This is a genomic window from Microbacterium sp. 1262, from assembly GCF_040544895.1.
In the GTDB taxonomy this organism is placed as follows: domain Bacteria; phylum Actinomycetota; class Actinomycetes; order Actinomycetales; family Microbacteriaceae; genus Microbacterium; species Microbacterium plantarum.
The window spans coordinates 3,052,054-3,070,926 of sequence record NZ_JBEPKU010000001.1 but is presented as its reverse complement, the minus strand read 5'-3'; the positions used below and the strand labels follow the sequence as shown (position 1 = coordinate 3,070,926).

Sequence of the window (18,873 nt, the reverse complement as noted above, 5' to 3'; positions counted from 1 at the left end):
GGAGTGACGTCGCGAGCCCGCCGGCTCAGCTGCGTCCGCCGGTGAACGCGCGCCACATGACGGCGGCGTGCGACTCCTTCGCATGCTCGACGCCGACCTCGTCGCCCTCCCGCGCGCTGAACCACTCCTGCACGCGGTAGCGCGCCGCGCGCCACATGAGGGCGATCCCGCCGTACGCAGGCCGGGGCACGCGTGCCTCCTCCTGCGACATCTGACCGCGGCGCGGCAGGTCGCCCGCGACGAAGGCGTCCATGAGCTTGGCCACGCCGATCGCGTTGCCGTTGATGACCGAGTGCGCGGCGCCGTGGATCTCCCACCGCCACGCGTCGCGCGCGACGGCCAGGAGCTCCGAGTGGAAGTACCGCGGCGACGAGAAGTCGCGCGCGCCGCGGATCAGCAGCACCTGCGCAGAGACGTCCGCCAGGCGCTCGCGCAGCGGATACCGCATCATGTGCGGCAGCACCCGCATGAAGTAGGCGAAGCCGCAGAGCAGGTAGGCGCTGACCGCCAGCATCACGAGGCGGAACGGCTCGAACAGCGATGACTGCCCGAACCGGATCGCCTGCAGCACCACCGAGCGCTCGCGGTCGTTCACGACCGGACCGATGAGGACGGCCTGGCGGATGCCGGGGCGCCGCGTGAGCACCTCGGTGACGATCTGCGTGCCGAAGGAGTGCCCGAGCAGCACGGGATCATCGAGCTCGAACCGATCGAGCACCGCCTCCACCTGGTCGGCGAAGAACGCCACCGACGGCTCGTCGCGCGGCGCACGCTGACCGGCGAAGCCCGGAAGGTCGAGAGCGTAGACCCGCGCGTTCTGCGCGAGCGTCGGGGCGAGCAGGTCGAAGTACGTCGCGGCCACCCCGATGCCCGCGATCAGCACGAAGGCCCGCCCCGCATCCGCCGACGACGCGGTCTGCACCCGCGTGACCCGAGTGCGCACCCCGTCGAACGCGACCGTCTCGACGTCGATGTCGGCCGGCTCCATATCATCTTCACCGCCGCGAGCGCGCCCCTCCACCATGCCCCTACCGTCTCACACGCCGCCCCGTGCAGACTGTGCCGATGACCCTCACCTTCGCCATCGTCGGCAGCGGCTGGCGCAGTGACTTCTTCCTGCGCATCGCCGCCGCCCTTCCCGAGCGGTTCCGCATCTCCGGCCTCGTCACCCGCAGCGCGGCGACCGCGGCCGAGATCGAGAACCGGTGGGGTGTCCGCGGCTACAGCGACCTCGACGCTCTGCTCGCCGACGGCACCCCCGACTTCGTCGTCGTCTCGGTGCCGCGCGACGTGGCGCCCGGGATCATCGTCGACCTCGCCGACCGCGGCATCCCGGTCCTGACCGAGACACCGCCCGCCGCCGGGATCGACGACCTCGTCGACCTGTGGGAGCACCTCGCCCGCCCCGGGATGCCGACGGTGCAGGTCGCCGAGCAGTACCACCTGTCGCCGCTACTGTCGGCACAGCTCGCGGTGGCCCGTTCCGGACGGCTGGGCACCCCGTCACAGGCACTCGTCGCGCAGTGCCACGACTATCACGGCGTCAGCGTCATGCGGCGAGCGCTCGGCATCGGGGCCGACGAGACCGAGATCACGGCATCCGTCTTCCGGTCTCCGCTCGTGGCGGGCCCGGGCCGCGACGGCGACCCCACCGAGGAGCGGATCGTCACCGCGACGCAGACCACGGCACGGTTCGCGTTCGGCGACCGCCTGGGCGTGTACGACTTCGCCGGCGAGCAGTACTTCTCGTGGATCCGCGGCAACCGCCTGCTGATCCGCGGCGAGCGCGGCGAGATCGAGAATGGCGAGGTGCGCCACCTCCGCCGGTTCGACGAGCCCGTCGTCGACTCGCTGCGACGGGTCATGACGGGCGAGGGCGGCAACCTGGAGGGGATGTTCCTGCGCGGCATCCTCCTCGGCGACCAGTGGGTCTTCCGCAACCCCTTCCTCCCGGCCCGCCTCAACGACGACGAGATCGCGATCGCGCGGATGCTCGACGGCATGCCGGGCGCCATGGACGGGCACGCGCCGTTCTACTCGCTGGCCGAGGCCAGCCAGGACCACTACCTCGCGCTGCTGATGCAGCAGGCGGCCGAGTCCGGTAACACCGTGCGTTCGACGCGTCAACCCTGGGCCGATGTCGTCGACGAGGAATTGCACGCCCGGGAGGCCAGCGGGTAATTTTTCGGTATGCCGAAAAATCGACCTCGCCGCCTTTCCGCGCTGGTCGCCCTGGGGGCGACGGCTGCGCTCCTCGCGGGCTGCGCGACGGGCTCGAACGCCGACGTCGCCGGCGAACCGTCGGGCGACCGGCCCGTCGTGCTGACGACGTTCACGGTGCTCGCCGACATCGCCCGCAACGTCGCGGGAGACCGACTCGATGTGCGATCGATCACGAAGGCCGGGGCCGAGATCCACGGCTACGAGCCCACCCCGCGCGATATCGCGGCGGCGTCCGACGCCGACCTGATCCTCGACAACGGGCTGGGCCTCGAGTCATGGTTCGCGCGGTTCGTCGAGACCGCCGACGCACCGCACGCCGTCGTGTCCGAGGGCGTCGAGACGATCGACATCACCGGAGACGCCTACGCCGGCAAGCCCAACCCCCACGCCTGGATGAGCCCCCTGAACGTGCAGCTGTACGTCGAGAACATCGTCGCGGCGTTCAGCGAGCTCGATCCCGCGGGAGCCGACGCCTACGCCGCGAACGGTGCCGCCTACAACGACGAGCTGCAGCGCATCCACGACGATCTCGTCGCCGACCTCGAGACGGTGCCCGTCGAGCAGCGCGCGCTCGTGACGTGCGAAGGGGCCTTCTCGTACCTCGCTCGAGATGCCGGGCTCACCGAGGCCTACATCTGGCCCGTCAACGCCGAGCAGCAGGCGACACCCCAGCAGATCCGGCAGACGATCGAGTTCGTCGACGACAATGACGTGCCCGCCGTGTTCTGCGAGTCGACGGTCTCGGACCGCCCGATGCAGCAGGTCGTCGAGGCGACGGATGCCGTCTTCGGCGGCACCCTCTACGTCGACTCGCTCTCCGAGCAGGACGGCCCCGTGCCGACCTACCTCGACCTGCTCCGCCACGACGCCGAGACGATCACGGCGGCGCTGACCGGGAGCGCCTCGTGAGCGGCGTGGCCGGCGCGTCCCCGGGAATCGAGGTCACCGGAGTCTCGGTGCGCTACCGCGACATCGTGGCGCTCGACGACGTCGACCTCACCGTCACGCCCGGCCGCGTGACCGCGCTTATCGGCATGAACGGATCGGGCAAGTCGACGCTGTTCAAGTCGATCACGGGTCTCGTCCGTCCCGCGAGCGGCCGGGTGAGCATCGCCGGTCAGACCCCCGCGGTCGCCCGCCGCCGCGGCGTCATCGGCTACGTGCCCCAGAGCGAGGACGTCGACTGGACCTTCCCGGTCTCGGTGCGAGACGTCGTGATGATGGGCCGGTACGGTCGCCTCGGCCTCACCCGCCGCCCGCGCCCCGAGGACCATCGCGCCGTCGACGCTGCCCTCGAGCGGGTCGAACTGGGCGACCTCGCCGACCGCCAGATCGGCCGGCTGTCGGGCGGGCAGCGCAAACGCGCGTTCGTCGCACGCGGCATCGCCCAGGATGCCGGCGTCCTGCTCCTCGACGAGCCCTTCGCAGGAGTCGACAAGAAGTCTGAGGCGACGATCGTGCGTCTGCTCCGCGAGATCGCGGCCGACGGCCGCACCGTGCTGGTCTCCACCCATGACCTGCACGCCCTCCCCTCGCTCGCCGACGAAGCCGTGCTGCTGCTGCGCCGCGTCGTCTTCCAGGGAGCCGTCGACGAGGCGCTCCGCCCCGAGCTGCTCGCGCGCGCCTTCGGCCTGACCATCGAGGAGCGCCCGTGAACCTCATCGACATCCTGCTCGAACCTCTCCGGTACGAGTTCATGCTGCGCGCCCTTTCGGCCACGGCGATCGCCGCGATCGTCTGTGCCGTCCTGTCGTGCTGGCTCGTCCTCATCGGCTGGTCGCTCATGGGCGACGCCGTGAGTCACGCGGTGCTGCCCGGCGTCGTGCTCGCGTACGTCCTCGGCGCCCCCTTCGCGATCGGTGCCCTCGTGTTCGGGTTCCTCGCGGTCGCCCTCATCGGCATCATCCGGGGCACGAGCCGCGTCAAGGAGGATGCCGCCATCGGCATCGTGTTCACGACGCTGTTCGCGCTCGGCCTCGTGCTCATCTCGGTCACGCCGAGCCAGACCGACCTCAACCACATCCTGTTCGGCAACGTCCTCGGGGTCTCCACCGGCGACCTCGTGCAGATCGCGGTCCTGGCCGCAGTGGCCTTCGCAATCCTGTTCGTCAAGCGCCGCGACCTCACGCTGTTCGCCTTCGATCCGATCCACACCTTCGCGATCGGGCTCTCGCCCCGGCTCCTCTCGGGGCTGCTCCTGGGCGTGCTCGCGCTGACCGCGGTCGTCGCGCTCCAGGTCGTGGGCGTCGTGCTCGTCGTCGCGATGCTCATCATCCCGGGAGCCACGGCGCACCTGCTCACCGACCGCTTCGGCCGCATGCTCGTCATCGCGCCGGTGCTCTCGGCGGCATCCTCGATCGTCGGCATCTACCTGAGCTACTGGGTGGACGCCTCGTCGGGCGGACTCGTCGTGCTCGTGCAGGGCGTCGTGTTCGCCGCGGTCTACCTCTTCAGCCCGAGACACGGGATCATCGGGCGTCGGATGGCCTCGCGCAAGTCCGTCGCCGAATCCGTTCCCGCTGGCTAGCGTGCCGCTATGAAGATCAGCGAGATCCACTGGAACGACGAAGCCCGCCAGAAGGTGCTCGACGACGCCGACCGTGTCCTGCAGGATGCCGTCGCCGCCGTCGCCGCGACCGATGACGCGAACGACGCCGACAAGGCCTACGCCGCGCTCGTCAGCCACATGAAGGACAAGTTCATCGACTGGGAGCCCGGCCCCGACGTCCGCACGTACGCCGACGCCCTCGCCGCCGGCGAGATCGAGCTCGAGCAGGCCGGCTGACCGGCCGGATGTCCCGGGATCGGGCCCCGCTGCTGCAGATCAGCCGCATCTACGCCGAGGAGGCCGCGCTCGCGCTGCCCCGCGGGCAGGAGATCGTGGCGCGGTGGCCCGATGCCGAGATCGTGCCGATCGACTCGCACTGGCTCGTTCCCGAGATCCACGGCGACGAGACGAACGTGCGCCGCTGGGTGCGGATCAAGACCGAGGCGCTCGTGCTCGGTGTGAAGAAGTCGGTCGCGACCCGCCTCAACGGCCGCTCGGCCGACTTCATCGCGCCGTCGACGGCGAACGGCTGCGCCATGGCCTGCTCCTACTGCTACGTGCCGCGACGCAAGGGCTACAGCAACCCCGTGACCGTGTTCGCGAACATCGACGAGATCTCGCGCCATCTCGCACGGCACATCTCCCGGCAGGGCCCCAAGACCGAGCCGAACCAGTGCGACCCCGAGGCGTGGGTCTACGACATCGGCGAGAACAGCGACTGCTCGGTCGACGCGATGATCAGCGAGAACGTCCGCGATCTGTGCGAGCTGTTCCGGATGTCGCCGACGGCCAAGGCCTCGTTCGCGACGAAGTACGTCAATCGCGACCTGCTCGACTGGGACCCGCTCGGGCGAACCCGCATCCGCTTCTCGCTCATGCCGCACGACACGGCGAAAGTGACCGACATCCGGACGTCGCCGGTCGCCGAGCGGATCGCCGCGATCAACGACTTCGTCGAGGCCGGCTACGAAGTGCACCTGAACTTCTCGCCCGTCATCCTCACCCCGACCTGGGTGGCCGACTGGACCGCGCTGCTGCGCGAGCTGAACGACGTGCTCTCCGACCGCGCCAAGGCGCAGCTGGCGTGCGAGATCATCATGCTCACCCACAACGAGGGGCTGCACGAGGTCAACCTCGGGTGGCATCCGCGCGGCGAAGACCTGCTGTGGACCCCGCGGATGCAGGAGACCAAACGCTCGCAGAACGGCGCCATCAACGTCCGGTACCGCTCACCGCTCAAGGGCGAGGCCGTCGCGACACTCTGCGCTCTCATCGAGCGCGAGCTGCCGTCGTGCCGCATCCGCTACGCGTTCTGATCCCCCCTCCCTTGCGCGACCGCGCGGATCTGCGCCACCCTGGCGGGGTGTATCTGCTGCTTCCCCTGCTCGTCTTCGTCCTGATGGTCGCCGCCCTCGTCGACGCGATCACCCGCCGCGAAGACCAGGTCAAGCACCTGCCCAAGTTCGCCTGGGTGCTGTTCATCATCTTCTTGCCGTTCGTGGGCTCCGTGCTCTGGTTCACCCTCGGGCGCGAGTGGGACAGGGCCCCGCGGGAGTCGATGAGCTTCGGCGACCCGCGCCGGTGGTCGCGGGACGAGCCGGCACCGCCCGCGCCCGCGAGCCGTCCGCAGCCCCGCGACTACCGCACGACCGCGCAGCAGCTCGCCGACCTCGAACGCGAGATCGAGATCGCCGAGCTCGAGGCCGAGGTCCGGCGGCGCCGTGCGCGCGGCGGCTCCTCGTCGTCGGAGGGGCCTCAGTCGCCCGAGGCCGGCTGACGCCGCCCGACGACCCGCCCGCGGGCGAGCAGCCAGCCGGCGGTCGCGCCGAGGGTGTTGGCCACGACATCCCACACGCTCGCGGTCCGCTGTGCGAGCAGAACGCCCTGCGCCACCTCGATTACGGCGGAGATGATGAGCCCGGCGGGAATGACGTACGCCTGCCAGCGGGGCCAGCCCCGGGCCGCGCACCACCCGAACGGGACGAACAGGGCGATGTTGGCGGCGAACTCGATGCGGGCATAGGTCAGCCACGGCACGGCCGAGGTGATCGCCCGGAGGATCGGGCCGGCGTCGCGGTCGACGGGCGTCGGCCAGAACGCGATGAGCGCGAGGACGACGACGTAGCCGGCGAGCAGGACTCGCGCGGCGCGCGTCACCGCACGATGACGGTCGGAGAGCCGACGTGCGAGGCCACGCGCTCGCTGACCGACCCGAGCAGCAGACGTGACAGCCCGGTACGACCGTGCGAGCCGACGACCGTCAGCGTGGCGCCGCGGGAGGCGTCCTCGATGAGCGTCGAGGCGTCGCCGACGTCGATGCGCGTGCGCACCTCGAGCTGCGGGTGTTCCGCGCGCACCGGCTCGAGCATGCGGTCGAGCATCCCGGCGGTCGCTTCCGTCAGGTCGACCGGCATCGGCCCCGTCCAGAGGTCGAGGCCCGGCTCCGTGCCGACCGAGACCGGCTCCCATGCCGCGAGCGCCACGAGCGGCTGCCCCGTTCGCTGAGCCTCGCGAGCGGCGAAGTCGAGAGCGCGGGCCGAGACGTCCGACGCGTCGACGCCGACGAGCACGCCCTCCCTCGCCACGGCGGGAGCCCCGTCGTCGCTGCTGCGGTGGTCGGGCACGATCGCGATCGGGCAGTGCGCGTGCGCGATGAGCGTGCGATACGGATGACCGTGCTCTTCGGGGAGCACGAGGATCTCGGCATCCGCCGTGGCCGCGGCGACCCGATCGACATCGTCGCGCGTCGGGGCGATCAGCAGCTCACGCAGCGCGAGGCCGAGCGCCTCGGCCCGGCGCACCGCCCATTCGCGCGCCCCCGCGCCGGTCGCGTCGGTCACTCCCAGGATCACGTCGCCCATGGCCCCAGGGTATCGGCCACGGCGGACCGGCACGATGGGCCTCGCGGTCGCCAGCGGTTAGAGTCAGTCCGTGGCACAGCGACCCGGCTCCGATGCATCGCATCCCGATGCCGGTCGCGATGCCGGCCCCTATGTCGTGAGCGGCCACTACGAAGCGCCGCCGCGTCCCGAACGGCCCGCACCGCCTCGGCCCCCTCGCCGGCGACGTCGGCTGCCTCGCTGGGCATGGATCGCGATCATCGTCGCCGCCGTCGCCCTCATCGTCGCCGGGATCGCCCTGGCGGTCTCCCTCGTGATGGGCGGGGTGCAGGCGCTCACGGCGAGACCCCCGGGCGTGGGCACCGCTTTCGTCGCGCCCGCGGAGTCGAAGGCCGCGCGCGCCGTCGCCGAGGGCGGCTCGGCCGACGAGGTCGCCGCCGCCCGGTACCTCGCCGCCCAGCCGACGGCGTACTGGCTCACCCCCGAACAGGACCCCATCGGCGAGGTCGGCGAGCGCGTGCTCAACATCGCACAGGAGGCCCGCGAGACGGATACGGCGATGGCCGTCGTCGTCTACGGCCTCCCCGGACGCGACTGCGGCAATCACTCCGCGGGCGGCCTCGACGAGGCGGACTACGAGACGTGGACGACGCAGATCGGCACGGCCCTGCGGTCGGTTCCGGACGTGAAGAAGGTCGTCATCGTCGAGCCCGACAGCCTCGCGCTCGCGCCCCAGTGCGGCAACGTCGACGAACGCGTCGACCAGCTGCGCGGCGCCCTCGGCCGCCTCACGGGCACGGACACCTGGGTGTACGTCGACGGCGGGCATTCGAACTGGCTCGGCGCCGACGCGATGGCCGAGCTCGTCGAGCGGGTCGCGGTCTCGGGCGTCCGCGGCTTCGTGACGAACGTATCGAACTTCAACGACACGTACGACGAGTTCGCCTACGCCCACGCCCTGTCCGATCGGCTCGGCGGCATGCACGCCCTCGTCGACACCTCGCGCAACGGCGCAGGCGCTCCCGGTGACGACGAGTGGTGCAATCCGCCGGGACGCGCCGTGGGCGACCCGAGCGGCACCTACGGCGACGACGTCGTCGACACGAACCTGTGGATCAAGCCGCCGGGAGAGAGCGACGGGCCGTGCAACGGCGGCCCGGACGCCGGCGTGTGGTGGCCCGCCGGGGCCGTCGAGCTCACCCGCGGCGTCGCGCCCTGACCCGCCGACCGCGCCCGGGAACTACCTCGTCCTTTGCGTGTGGCAAAATAACCCGAACCTGAGGGAGACGAGTGTCGAGCATGATGTCCGAGCAGCTGAAGACGGCGGTCATCGTCGAGGACGATCCCGACATCCGCCATCTCCTCGTCGAGGTGCTCGAGGCGGCCGGCTTCTCCACCGTCTCGGTGGGCAACGGCATCGACGGCATCCAGGCCGTGCTGTCGTACCGCCCGCTGCTGACGACCCTCGACGTCAACATGCCCGGCATCGACGGCTTCGAGGCCGCCCGACGCATCCGCGCCCAGAGCGACACGTACATCATCATGCTCACCGGCCTGTCCGAAGAGGCGGATGTCGTCCTCGGTCTGGGCTCCGGCGCCGACGAGTACATCGTCAAGCCGTTCCGCCCGCGCGAGTTCCGTGCGCGCGTGGACGCGCTGCTGCGACGCCCGCGCGCCGCCGCGCCCCAGCAGACTCCGCAGCAGGATTCGGTCGGACCCTCCTTCCCGGGCGCCCGCCCCGCGGCCTTCACCCCGGCGCCACCAGCGGCACCGGCACCGGCACCGGCACCCGCCGAGGCTGCGCCGATGTCGTACGAGGAGTACCTCGCCCGTTTCCCCGGCGCGGCCCCGCAACAGCCGATGCCGCAGCAGCCCGCGCCGCCCCAGCAGGTGCCGCCCCAGCAGGTGCCACCGCAGCAGGTCATCGTCCACCACCCGAGCGACGCCCCGATGCCCGCCCCGGTCCCGACGGCCGGCGCCGACCTCGTCGTTCACCAGCCCGCCGGCGACCTCGTGCCGGCCGCGGGAGAGCACTGGCTCGCGCACCGCGACCTGCAGGTCGACACCGACACGCGGCTGGCCTACGTGTCCGGACGCGAGCTGGACCTCACGCGCACCGAGTTCGATCTGCTCTCGACCCTGATGGCCTCGAAGCGCCGCGTGCGGTCGAAGGCCGACCTGACGCTCGTCCTGCGCGGTGAGTCCTACGTCACGAGCTACTTCGTCGGCGAGGCGGACAAGCGGGCGATCGAGGCGCACATGACGAACCTGCGCCGGAAGCTCGGCGACAACCCGACGACCCCGCGCTACATCGAGACGGTTCGGGGCGTCGGGTACCGCATGACGTCGGAGAACGCAGCGGTCTGATCGCTCAGACCGGCATCCGGTTCAGACCTTGTAGCCGTTCTGACGACGGACGAGCTTCGAGAACATCAGCAGCGTCTGCAGCACGGTCACGACGCCGACGATCGGCCATCCGATCCACAGGATCGACGACTGCGCGACGGGTCCGATGAGGTTCCAGACCACGGCCATCGCCAGCAGCACGGCGGCGAGGATGACCATCGGCATCCAGTGACCGATGCTGCCGCCACCGCTCTCGGCCTTGGCCTGCATCGCCCAGTTGTCGACCTTCTTCTTCGACAGGAACCGCGACCACGAGCGCATGAAGTGGCCGAGCCTGATCCACATGAACGCCTCCGCGGGGAAGACGAGGATCGCGAAGAGGATGTCGCGCTGGTTGTGGTCCTTGATGCTGCGGGCCATGCGGAGGTTCAGCAGCACGGCGACGAGCGGCGGGATCAGCCACAGCGGCGAGAAGACGAACGCGCTGATCGACAGCGAGCCGGCGAGCAGGATGAGGAACGCGACGCGCACGAACAGGTTCGTCAGCATCCCGAAGTTCTCGAACCAGCGCAGTCGCAGGTTCGGGTGGAAGGGCTGTCCCTTCGTGTCGCCGCGCTGGCCCGGCCACATCAGCTCGATGGCGCCGTAGGTCCACTTCACCTGCTGCGCGTCGTACCCCTTGAGGGTCGTCATGCCGCCGACGTTGGCGCGGGCATACGGGCTGATCTTCGTCAGGTAGCCCGCGCTCTTGATCTGCAGCGACAGCAGCGAGTCCTCGACCTCGGAGTCCTTCACCCAGGGCGTCGACTGGTGGTTCTGCTTCATCGCGTCGCGCAGCGCGTTCGTCGAGAAGATCGAGAACTGCCCGCCGAGGACGGCCATGTTGCGTCCGCGCAGCAGGTTCTGCATGTTGAAGGCCGCGAACTGCGTGCGCTGACCGGCGATGAGGAACTTGGCGATCGTTCCCTTGATGGGCTTGTCGTCGATCGAGTAGATGGCCGAGATGCCGCCGATGCGCGAATCGCCGACCGCCTCCGACTCCAGGTACTCGACCGCGCGCCGGTCGGCGATCGTGTCGCCGTCCACGCCGAGCAGGTAGTCGTACCCCTCCACGAGCGAGTAGCCGTAGTTGAGCGCCCCGACCTTCTTGTCGGGGTTCTTGCCGATGTCGTGGACGAAGACCTCGGTGAACTGCGTGCCGAGCTCGGTCGTGACCTCGTGCGGCCCGGCGTACCCGGCCGCGATCTTCACCGTGTTGTCGGAGGTGTTGTTCGCGATGACGTGGATGACGTCCGGCACGCGCGTCTGGGCGAGCAGGCCCTCGATCACGTCGGCGATCGACTCCTCCTCGTTGTACGCCGGGATGACGCAGCCGATGGTGGAACGGTGGACCGTCGTGTTCTCGAGGACCGACTCGAAGTCGTCGGGGAACGCCGTCTCGAAGTGGTCGGCCAGCTGCACCGGCGCCTGCGGGGCGGGGTGCTGCTGCTGGCCGAACGCCGGGCTGGGCGTGTACGGCGTGTACGGCGTCTGAGTCATGCGGTCACATCCTGTGCGAGGTGATGGGCGGCTGTTGCCCGCCGGGATCCATTCTGGAACGCGCCGTGTTCAGAGAGGACGAAGTCAACCGCAATTTCTGCGCAAGGAATTCGGGGCGTCTGACGGTCAGGGAGTCGCGGTGGGAGCCGGCGCGGGAGCGGCATCCGCCGCCTGCTCCTCGCTGGAGATCGCGACCGGCAGGTACTGGTACACCGTCTGCTGGGTGAAGCTGGCGTCGTCGTTGGCGTTGCCCTCGACCCAGACGGTCATCGCGAACTCGAGCGTCATGCCGTAGGTGTCGGCCGGCAGCCCGTGGATGACCGTCTCGGGCACGTAGAGCCCGCCCTGGAAGCTGTTGAGCAGCAGCCCGCGGTCAGAACGGATCGTGTCACTGGGAACGAGCGTGCGCGGGTCGGCGCTGAACTGGAACGGGCTCTGCACCTGGCCCGAGGTCTGCGCGGTCTGCGAGGTGATCGAGATCGACGAGATGAACACGCGTCGCTTCTGCGAGAGGACCGACTTCTCGTCGACGCGGTTGTCGTGGACGTTGACGGCGAAGCCGAACGTCTTCTCGGCGCCGGGAGTCCACTCCTGCGTCCGCTTGGGGTCCTGAGCCCACACGTCGAGTCGAAGCTCGAGGTCCTGCGCCACGTCGGAGGAGAGCGAGACCGAACCGTCGTAGGTGAACTGCGAGTTGAAGGCCATGGCGGGCGACTGCGACGGCGCGGGGGCCGGAACCGCCGACACCGGCTCGCCCTGGACCGAGTTGATCATCCCGGTCAGCTGCGAGCAGCCCGACAGGGCGACGAGCGAGAGAGCGATGGCGCCCGCCGACACGGCGGTGCGGAGGGCACGAGTGCGGGATGCGGGTGTGCGGCGCGGAGACATGGCAGACCGGGTTTCTCAAGGCGGGACCAGCGTCGGATGCCGCGGGCCTCGCCATACAAGCACCCCGGCCGACGCGATCCCGGCCGCTTTCCGATCTCTTCAGGTTGCCTTGCGGCGACCTTGAGGTTTCACCCGCCGTCGGCCTCGGATGCCGCCGCGATCGCGACGGTGATGCTGTCGGTCGCGGTCTGCTTCGCGAACTCGTCGGAGGTCGGCGTCGTCTGCACGAGGAAGTCGTAGGTGAACCGGATGGTCACGAACGTCGCCTCGGGCGGCACCTCTCCGACGTAGAAGGTCTGCGAGTAGCTGTAGGGCGAGAGCACGAGGTAGCCCGGGTTCGTGGCCGACTGGTCCGACGTCGGCGCGAGCGGGCTGAGGTCGCCCTGGGCGTTGCCGGGGACGGCGATCATCGTCGCCTTCTGCAGGTAGACCTTCTGTCCGTCGTCGGGACTGACGGTGGTCACGAGCGACAGGCTGACCGGTTTGAGGGCCGTCGCCGACCACCGATCCATCGACAGGTCCGACCAGTAGTTGAGCGACCCGGTCACGGCGCCGGCAGTCACCTGGCGCTCGGTCGACCCGCTCGAGAGGTCGTTCGGCACCGGTGGCGGTACGGCGGTGCGCGAGACGCTCGGAGAGGGCGCGGGACTGCTCGCGTCGCCGCCGTCACCGGACGGGAGGTTCCACGGCGCGGGCCCGCATCCCACGAGAGCCACAGCCATCACCGCTGTCGCGGCGGCCGTCCCCCAGCGTCGCTTCATCGAGTCCTCCGCTTCCTCTCGCAAAGTGTACGCACGCCCCCGCCCCTTAGAGTGATCGGGTGCGCACCGCTGACCAGCCCCGCCCTCTGCGCCGGACGCAGCTCGTCTTGGCAGCCTTCGCCGGGGCGCTCCTGATCGCCCTCGTCGCGATCGCCGCGTGGGTCGGGGTGCGCGGCGCCCTCGCCTACGGCGAGCTCCGCGAGGTCGAGGCATCCGCCCGCACCGCCGTGGATCTGATCGCCGACCCCGCGGCGGCCGCACCGCACATCAACGACGTCGCCGACCACGCCGAGCGGGCGCGCGAGCTCACGTCCGACCCGGTCTGGTCGCTCGTCGAGGGCACCCCCTGGGTCGGGCCTCAGCTCCACGCCGTCGGCACGATCGCCGCGGCGGCCGATGACATCGCGCGTGATGGCCTCCTCCCGCTCGCCGATGTCGCGTCGGCCTTCTCGCCCGATTCCTTCCGACCGGTCGACGGCCGCATCGACACCGCCGTGTTCCGCGAGATCGCCGAGCCCGCCCGCGCCGGCGCCGACACCGTGGCCGCCGCCGCGGCATCCGTGCGGGCTCTCGACGACACCCCCCTCATCGGCCCGGTGCGCGCCGCCGTCGACGACGTCACCGACCTCCTCGACACGGGCGCCACGGCAACGGACGCTCTCGCCCGCGCCGCCACGCTCCTGCCCGCGATGCTCGGCGCCTCCGGCGAACGCAACTACCTCTTGGCGTTCCAGAACAACGCCGAGTGGCGCTCGACGGGCGGCATCGTCGGCGCGATGGCGATCGTCCGCACCGTCGACGGCCGGATCGAGCTGGCCGGCCAGGCCTCGTCCTCGGATTTCTCGAACTTCGGCGAGCCGGTGCTCCCCCTCGACGCCGAGGTCGAGCGCATCTACGAGACGCGTCCGGGCCGCTACATCCAGAACGTCACGCAGATCCCCGACTTCTCCGTCGGCGGGCCGCTCGCGCGAGAGATGCTGCTGCGCCAGACCGGGCAGAGCGTCGACGGCGTGATCGCGACCGACCCCGTCGCCCTGTCGTACATCCTCGACGCCACGGGCCCCATCGAGCTTCCGACGGGCGATGTGATCTCCGCCGACAACGCCGTCTCACTGCTCCTGAACGACGTGTACGCGCGCTACGAGAGCCCGCGCGAGCAGGACGCGTTCTTCGCCTCGGCGTCGGCAGCCGTCTTCGAGCGGCTCGCGGCCGGCGGCGCCGACCCGGCCAAGCTGATCGCCGCGCTCGGTCGTGCCGGCGACGAGCGACGGCTGCTGCTGTGGAGCGCGATCCCGGAGGACCAGGCGGTCCTGGCCGACACGACGCTGGCGGGTCCGCTGCCGACCACCGATGCCGACACCGCCGGGTTCGGAGTGTTCCTCAACGACGGCACCGGCTCGAAGATGGACTACTACGTCACCGCCGACACCCGTCTCGCCTGGGACACGTGCGCGGTGGGTGGCGACGGGCGCACCTCGTCGCCCGTGACGCTCGAGGTCACGATCGCGAACAACGCCCCGGCGGATGCCGCGACCTCGCTCCCGTCGTACGTCACCGGCGGCGGCAGCTTCGGCGTTCCCGCCGGCGTCGCCCGCACCGTCGCCTACCTGTACCTGCCCGAGGGCTACGCCCTGTCGTCTGCGGCCCGATCCGACGGCGCGGGCTTCGGCGGCGGCTCGCACGCCGGGCGCCAGGTGATGGTGTTCTCCTCCGATCTCGCGCCCGGCGAGTCGGTCACGGCCACCGTGAGCGTGGTCGCGCAGGGCGGTCCGACGACGGCGACAGCCGCCGTCACCCCGACGGTCGACGCGGACCGGCCTACCGTTGTTGTCGCTCGTTGCGGCGACGCATAGACTCACCGATCATGCGCCGCACCGTCTCCCTCGTCGCCGTCGCGACCCTCGCCGCCGCGATCATCGCGCTGCCGGCCGCGGCGTCCGCCGCCACCGGCGCGACCATCTACCCGCCGACGAACTCCTGCACGACCACGCCGAGCGCGTTCGTCGCCGGCGGCACGGTCGAGTTCGCCTGCGCCGAGGGCACGTTCGGTCCGGAAGAGGCCGTGACCATCACGGTCCGCGGCGAGAACGGCGCCGGCGTCACGTTCGCACGCGTCGCCTTCGCCGTTTCCACCGGCAGCACGGTGCGCGAATCGTCCGCGGAGGGCGCGCTGGCCCCCGTGGCCCTGACCTTCCCCTCCGACGCGGTCGGCGTCTACAACATCGAGGCGATCTCGGCATCGTCGGCCGGCGGCACCGCGAGCGCCTCGGTCGTCGACGCGGCCGGTCTTCCCGCCACCGGCGGCGACGCTCGCACGTCGCTCGGACTGTGGGTCGGCGGCGGCGCGCTCGTGGCCGCGGGCGCGACGATCGCGCTCGCCTCCGCTGTGCGCCGCGCACGCGACGCGCGCATCTGATCGCACCCGACGTGCCGTCCGCACCCCGAATCCGCGTCTTTCCGCATGCACGGCGCGCCGCCGGGCATCCGGATCGCGAAATGTTAACGCGATCGCAATGTTCCAGCTTGCATCAGAGGCCCCAGACCCTGAATACTTGCTATGACCACTCCTGACGTAATCCTTAGTATTACTTCTCCGTTGGGTGTGAGCCTCCGGATGACCCCAAGGAAAGCAGGACTCATGAAGAACCGTCTCATCAAGGCGGCGGCGGCCTCGGCCATCGCAGCAGCGGCTGTCTTTGCAGCCCCCGCGATCGCCAACGCTTACACCCCGGCACCCGTGGGCGGCTCGTCCGTCACCGTCACCGCCGGCGGCACCGCGACGATCGCCTTCAACAACTTCGACCCGAACGAGACCGTCACCGGCACCCTGACGGGCGAGAACGCTGCTGCGGGCAGCGTCGCGTTCGTCAAGTTCGCGGTCACCTCGACCAGCACCACCAAGGCTGCCAACGCGGCCGGTGAGGTCGCCTTCCAGGTGACGCTCCCCGCGAACGCGAGCGGCGAGTACACGCTCACCGCCGACGGCGCCGTCTCCGGCGCGAGCAGCGTCACCATCGCCGTTCCGGCCGCCGCCGGCGGCACCGGTGGATCGGGCACGCTGCCCGCCACCGGTGGCGACAACGCCGCTCTCCTCGGCCTGTGGATCGGCGGTGGCGCTCTCGCCCTCGCCGGCGGCAGCATCGCCGTGGCCAGCACGGTCCGCCGTCACCGCAACGGCGAGGCCGCTGCCTGATCAGGCGCAACGCATGATCGGATGCCCCGGAGCTTCGGCTCCGGGGCATCCGTCGTTCTCAGAGCGGTTCGGGCGTCTCAGACCGGTTCAGGCGTCTCAGACCGGTTCAGCACTGACCAGGATCGGCAGGTGGTCGCTCGCCCCCTGCGGCAGCGTCTGCACCCGTGAGATGTCGAACCCGACGCTCGTCGCGAAGTCGTAGTGCCCGCGGAAGAACTTGTACCGCGTGTACGTGCGGGCATCGCTGAGCGTCAGCTCGTACCCCTGCTTGCGCACCACCTGCCCAAGGTTCTCCTTGAAGACGGGGTAGTTGTAGTCGCCGACCATGAGGATCGGCAGGCCCGCGCCGAGCTCGGACAGCGCACCGAGCGCCGCCTGGATCTGGTTGCGGCGCAGCGAGTTGAGCGCGGTCAGCGGCGCCGCGTGGAAGCTCGCGACGATCAGGTCGCGGCCGTCGTCGATATCGCGCAGCCGAACACCGAGCATGCGCTCCTCCGCGGGCTTCAAGACGCGGTCGTGCAGCGACTTCTTCAGCGCGAGCGAACGCACCTCGACGGCGCGGTAGGTGTTCTCGCGGTAGTAGACGGCGAGTCCGAGCCGGTTGCGGGCTGTGGCATCGGCCAGCCGCAGGCCGCCAATCCGGTCCGGGATGCCGCTGGTGTCGGCCTCCTGCAGGCACAGGACGTCGGCACCGTGCTGCTCGACGAGCTCGGAGAGCTCGGATGCGGCGCGGTGCTTGCGCAGGTTGTACGAGATGACCTTCATGGTGCCGCCAGGCTACGCCCGCTTCCTTTCGGTCAGGTGTCTGTTGCGCGGCGGGCGCGGGTCTGCTCCGCCCGCGCCGCGAGGAGCTCGTCGGCGGGGTACCCGACCTCGGTGAGGGTGAGCCCGCGAGCGGCGAGCACCGCGAAGGCGCTGGTGCGCTGACGCTCGTCGCGCAGCGCCGCCGCATCCTCGATGTCCAGCCGCCCCTCGCCGACCGCGACGCACGCTCCGACGAGCGCGCGGACCATGCTGTGGCAGAACGCGTCGGCCTTGACGTTCGCGACCAGCACGCCGCTCTCGTCGCGCCGCCAGTCGAACTCGAGCAGCGTGCGGATCGTCGTCGCCTCGGGGCGCGGCTTGCAGTAGGACGCGAAGTCGTGCAGCCCGGTGAGGCTACGGGCTGCGGCATCCATCGAGGCCTCGTCGAGAGCGACGGGCACGAACGTCGTGCGGAAGCGCTCGAGCGGATCGTATCCGGTCGTCCGGTCGGCGACCCGATAGGCGTACCGTCGCCAGACCGCCGAGAACCGCGCATCGAAACCGGCGGGTGCTTCCGACGTCGCCCGCACGTGCACGTCTGCGTAGCGCCCGAGCACGCCGTTCAACCGCGCGGCGAGGGCGGCCGGTTCGGGGTCGCGTCCGCGCCGCAGTCTCGCGGCCTGCGCCTCGCTCAGGTCGAGGTGCGCCACCTGGCCCGACGCGTGGACACCGGCATCGGTGCGCCCGGCCACCACGAGCTGGGCGTCGCCGCCGAGGACCCGGCTGACGGCGGCCTCGATCGCCCCCTGCACGGTGCGCAGACCGGGCTGGCGCGCCCACCCCGAGAAACCCGATCCGTCGTAGGCGATGTCCAGTCTCAGGCGCACCCGATCAGTCTCCCAGCTCTGCGCGCGAGGGCGGGTTCGCCCCCGGCCGCGACACCGTGATCGCCGCGGCGCGCGCAGCGGTCCGCATCGCCTGCGCGAGCGCTTGGCCGTGGGCCGGCACGCCGCTTTCGACGAGGGTGACGATGAGGCTCGCCATGAACGAGTCGCCCGCGCCGATCGTGTCGGCCACGGTCACGTCGACCCCGGCGACCTCGACGATCGCACCGTCGGGCGCCCGGCCGATCGCTCCCTCTCCCCCGCGCGTCATGACGACCGCCGAGGCACCGAGGTCGGCGATGGTCTCGAGCACCGTCCGCGAGTCGGCGCCGGGCCAGAGCCACGCGGCATCCTCATCGCTGAGCTTCACGAGGTCGGCCGCGGCGGCCGCACGCGCGAAGCGCGCGTGCGCGCTGTCGTGTGAGCCGACGAGCGCCGGACGGATATTGGGGTCGACCGTGACGACGGCGTGCCCGCGGGCCGACTCGAGGGCCGCGAGACAGGTCTCTCCGCCCGGATCGAGGAACAGCGCGATCGATCCGGTGTGCACGAGGGCGGCATCGCCACGGGGAGCGGGCTCGACGACGCCGGCGACCTCGAACGTGTACTCCGCCGAGCCATCGGGGCGGATGCGGGCGTGCGCCGTGTCGGTGGCGGCGTCGGTCCACGACGCCTCGGCGATCACGGCGCCGGCCTTGCGCACGTGGCGGGCGACCCGCTCACCGCGCTCGTCGCGTCCGAGCCGCGTCGCCAACCGGGCGGGGACGCCGAGCCGGGCGACGCCCACCGCCACGTTCGCCGGGCTGCCGCCGACGTGCTCGGTCACACCATCGTTGGTCTCGACGATGTCGACCAACGCCTCACCCAGCACCAGCACCTCGGGAGCGCCCATGTTCCACCTGTTCTC

General features: G+C 70.8%; 21 protein-coding genes. 12 read left to right on the top strand and 9 right to left on the bottom strand.

The genetic code is table 11. The features are described from left to right. Positions 1-25 precede the first annotated feature (25 nt). Complete coding sequence (locus ABIC53_RS14750) at positions 26-988, bottom strand: alpha/beta fold hydrolase (protein WP_274179204.1); 963 nt, start codon at positions 986-988, stop codon at positions 26-28. Positions 989-1,065: 77 nt separating this feature from the next. On the opposite strand from ABIC53_RS14750, the gene ABIC53_RS14745 reads away from it, so the two are divergent. Genes ABIC53_RS14745 through ABIC53_RS14715 form a run of 7 tightly spaced genes read left to right on the top strand, consistent with a single transcriptional unit; the run spans position 1,066 to position 6,548 of the window. Continuing rightward, positions 1,066-2,181, top strand: a complete 1,116-nt coding sequence (locus ABIC53_RS14745; protein WP_274179205.1) for a Gfo/Idh/MocA family protein — start codon at positions 1,066-1,068, stop codon at positions 2,179-2,181. A gap of 9 nt (positions 2,182-2,190) precedes the next feature. Further along, positions 2,191-3,132, top strand: a complete 942-nt coding sequence (locus ABIC53_RS14740; protein WP_274179206.1) for a metal ABC transporter substrate-binding protein — start codon at positions 2,191-2,193, stop codon at positions 3,130-3,132. Next, the gene (locus ABIC53_RS14735; RefSeq protein ID WP_240309772.1) at positions 3,129-3,878 is read left to right on the top strand and encodes a metal ABC transporter ATP-binding protein; all 750 of its coding nucleotides are present in this window, start codon (positions 3,129-3,131) and stop codon (positions 3,876-3,878) included. The genes ABIC53_RS14740 and ABIC53_RS14735 overlap by 4 nt, the downstream gene beginning before the upstream one ends. Before the next feature lie 41 nt (positions 3,879-3,919). Continuing rightward, positions 3,920-4,750: a metal ABC transporter permease gene (locus tag ABIC53_RS14730; protein ID WP_378718915.1), complete on the top strand. Its 831-nt coding sequence runs from the start codon at positions 3,920-3,922 to the stop codon at positions 4,748-4,750. 9 nt (positions 4,751-4,759) lie between these two features. Then, positions 4,760-5,008 carry a hypothetical protein gene (locus ABIC53_RS14725; protein ID WP_023954097.1) on the top strand — a complete coding sequence of 83 codons (249 nt, stop codon included), beginning with the start codon at positions 4,760-4,762 and terminating at the stop codon, positions 5,006-5,008. A gap of 8 nt (positions 5,009-5,016) precedes the next feature. Continuing rightward, a complete protein-coding gene (locus ABIC53_RS14720) occupies positions 5,017-6,087 on the top strand; it encodes a spore photoproduct lyase family protein (protein ID WP_282501539.1) in 1,071 nt (356 codons plus the stop codon). 47 nt (positions 6,088-6,134) lie between these two features. Further along, positions 6,135-6,548, top strand: a complete 414-nt coding sequence (locus ABIC53_RS14715; RefSeq protein ID WP_348997228.1) for a PLD nuclease N-terminal domain-containing protein — start codon at positions 6,135-6,137, stop codon at positions 6,546-6,548. Here ABIC53_RS14715 and ABIC53_RS14710 read toward each other — a convergent pair. Beyond that, positions 6,527-6,928 (bottom strand): VanZ family protein, encoded by a 402-nt coding sequence (locus tag ABIC53_RS14710; protein ID WP_282501540.1) that lies wholly within the window; start codon positions 6,926-6,928, stop codon positions 6,527-6,529. The two genes, ABIC53_RS14715 and ABIC53_RS14710, sit on opposite strands and share 22 nt — an antisense overlap. Next, positions 6,925-7,632, bottom strand: a complete 708-nt coding sequence (locus ABIC53_RS14705; RefSeq protein WP_282501541.1) for a universal stress protein — start codon at positions 7,630-7,632, stop codon at positions 6,925-6,927. The genes ABIC53_RS14710 and ABIC53_RS14705 overlap by 4 nt, the downstream gene beginning before the upstream one ends. A gap of 70 nt (positions 7,633-7,702) precedes the next feature. On the opposite strand from ABIC53_RS14705, the gene ABIC53_RS14700 reads away from it, so the two are divergent. Together ABIC53_RS14700 and ABIC53_RS14695 are read left to right on the top strand one after the other, a co-directional pair. Next, entirely contained in the window at positions 7,703-8,830 is a 1,128-nt protein-coding gene (locus tag ABIC53_RS14700; RefSeq protein ID WP_282501542.1) for a glycoside hydrolase family 6 protein, read from the top strand. Between the two features lie 80 nt (positions 8,831-8,910). After that, a complete protein-coding gene (locus ABIC53_RS14695; protein WP_354452029.1) occupies positions 8,911-9,978 on the top strand; it encodes a response regulator transcription factor in 1,068 nt (355 codons plus the stop codon). Positions 9,979-9,999: 21 nt separating this feature from the next. Here ABIC53_RS14695 and ABIC53_RS14690 read toward each other — a convergent pair whose 3' ends face one another. From ABIC53_RS14690 to ABIC53_RS14680, 3 genes are all read right to left on the bottom strand, one after another. Further along, positions 10,000-11,496 (bottom strand): glycosyltransferase family 2 protein, encoded by a 1,497-nt coding sequence (locus ABIC53_RS14690; RefSeq protein ID WP_282501544.1) that lies wholly within the window; start codon positions 11,494-11,496, stop codon positions 10,000-10,002. A gap of 126 nt (positions 11,497-11,622) precedes the next feature. Further along, entirely contained in the window at positions 11,623-12,384 is a 762-nt protein-coding gene (locus ABIC53_RS14685) for a fructose 1,6-bisphosphatase (protein WP_282501545.1), read from the bottom strand. Positions 12,385-12,512: 128 nt separating this feature from the next. Then, entirely contained in the window at positions 12,513-13,145 is a 633-nt protein-coding gene (locus tag ABIC53_RS14680; RefSeq protein WP_274179213.1) for a hypothetical protein, read from the bottom strand. Between the two features lie 59 nt (positions 13,146-13,204). On the opposite strand from ABIC53_RS14680, the gene ABIC53_RS14675 reads away from it, so the two are divergent. The 3 genes from ABIC53_RS14675 (at position 13,205) to ABIC53_RS14665 (ending at position 16,338) form a co-directional block, all read left to right on the top strand. Next, a complete protein-coding gene (locus tag ABIC53_RS14675; protein ID WP_274179214.1) occupies positions 13,205-14,998 on the top strand; it encodes a DUF4012 domain-containing protein in 1,794 nt (597 codons plus the stop codon). Positions 14,999-15,009: 11 nt separating this feature from the next. Further along, the gene (locus ABIC53_RS14670) at positions 15,010-15,561 is read left to right on the top strand and encodes a cell wall protein (protein WP_282501547.1); all 552 of its coding nucleotides are present in this window, start codon (positions 15,010-15,012) and stop codon (positions 15,559-15,561) included. 222 nt (positions 15,562-15,783) lie between these two features. Next, positions 15,784-16,338: an LPXTG cell wall anchor domain-containing protein gene (locus ABIC53_RS14665; protein WP_354452026.1), complete on the top strand. Its 555-nt coding sequence runs from the start codon at positions 15,784-15,786 to the stop codon at positions 16,336-16,338. Between the two features lie 96 nt (positions 16,339-16,434). On the opposite strand, the gene ABIC53_RS14660 is transcribed toward ABIC53_RS14665, so the two are convergent. Genes ABIC53_RS14660 through ABIC53_RS14650 form a run of 3 tightly spaced genes read right to left on the bottom strand, consistent with a single transcriptional unit; the run spans position 16,435 to position 18,858 of the window. Then, positions 16,435-17,103 (bottom strand): endonuclease/exonuclease/phosphatase family protein, encoded by a 669-nt coding sequence (locus ABIC53_RS14660; protein ID WP_112617802.1) that lies wholly within the window; start codon positions 17,101-17,103, stop codon positions 16,435-16,437. A 32-nt stretch (positions 17,104-17,135) separates the two neighbouring features. After that, positions 17,136-17,969, bottom strand: coding sequence for a tRNA pseudouridine(38-40) synthase TruA (truA, locus tag ABIC53_RS14655; RefSeq protein WP_274179216.1), 834 nt, complete (start codon positions 17,967-17,969; stop codon positions 17,136-17,138). 4 nt (positions 17,970-17,973) lie between these two features. Continuing rightward, positions 17,974-18,858, bottom strand: a complete 885-nt coding sequence (locus tag ABIC53_RS14650) for a PfkB family carbohydrate kinase (protein ID WP_274179217.1) — start codon at positions 18,856-18,858, stop codon at positions 17,974-17,976. Positions 18,859-18,873 lie beyond the last annotated feature (15 nt).

Bases quoted from the DNA above. Each gene is read 5' to 3' on its own strand.
- ABIC53_RS14750 (WP_274179204.1), bottom strand. From the start codon at position 988: ATGGAGCCGGCCGACATCGACGTCGAGACGGTCGCGTTCGACGGGGTG.
- ABIC53_RS14745 (WP_274179205.1), top strand. From the start codon at position 1,066: ATGACCCTCACCTTCGCCATCGTCGGCAGCGGCTGGCGCAGTGACTTC.
- ABIC53_RS14740 (WP_274179206.1), top strand. From the start codon at position 2,191: ATGCCGAAAAATCGACCTCGCCGCCTTTCCGCGCTGGTCGCCCTGGGG.
- ABIC53_RS14730 (WP_378718915.1), top strand. From the start codon at position 3,920: ATGCTGCGCGCCCTTTCGGCCACGGCGATCGCCGCGATCGTCTGTGCC.
- ABIC53_RS14725 (WP_023954097.1), top strand. From the start codon at position 4,760: ATGAAGATCAGCGAGATCCACTGGAACGACGAAGCCCGCCAGAAGGTG.
- ABIC53_RS14720 (WP_282501539.1), top strand. From the start codon at position 5,017: ATGTCCCGGGATCGGGCCCCGCTGCTGCAGATCAGCCGCATCTACGCC.
- ABIC53_RS14705 (WP_282501541.1), bottom strand. From the start codon at position 7,632: ATGGGCGACGTGATCCTGGGAGTGACCGACGCGACCGGCGCGGGGGCG.
- ABIC53_RS14695 (WP_354452029.1), top strand. From the start codon at position 8,911: ATGATGTCCGAGCAGCTGAAGACGGCGGTCATCGTCGAGGACGATCCC.
- ABIC53_RS14690 (WP_282501544.1), bottom strand. From the start codon at position 11,496: ATGACTCAGACGCCGTACACGCCGTACACGCCCAGCCCGGCGTTCGGC.
- ABIC53_RS14685 (WP_282501545.1), bottom strand. From the start codon at position 12,384: ATGTCTCCGCGCCGCACACCCGCATCCCGCACTCGTGCCCTCCGCACC.
- ABIC53_RS14680 (WP_274179213.1), bottom strand. From the start codon at position 13,145: ATGAAGCGACGCTGGGGGACGGCCGCCGCGACAGCGGTGATGGCTGTG.
- ABIC53_RS14670 (WP_282501547.1), top strand. From the start codon at position 15,010: ATGCGCCGCACCGTCTCCCTCGTCGCCGTCGCGACCCTCGCCGCCGCG.
- ABIC53_RS14665 (WP_354452026.1), top strand. From the start codon at position 15,784: ATGAAGAACCGTCTCATCAAGGCGGCGGCGGCCTCGGCCATCGCAGCA.
- ABIC53_RS14660 (WP_112617802.1), bottom strand. From the start codon at position 17,103: ATGAAGGTCATCTCGTACAACCTGCGCAAGCACCGCGCCGCATCCGAG.
- ABIC53_RS14650 (WP_274179217.1), bottom strand. From the start codon at position 18,858: ATGGGCGCTCCCGAGGTGCTGGTGCTGGGTGAGGCGTTGGTCGACATC.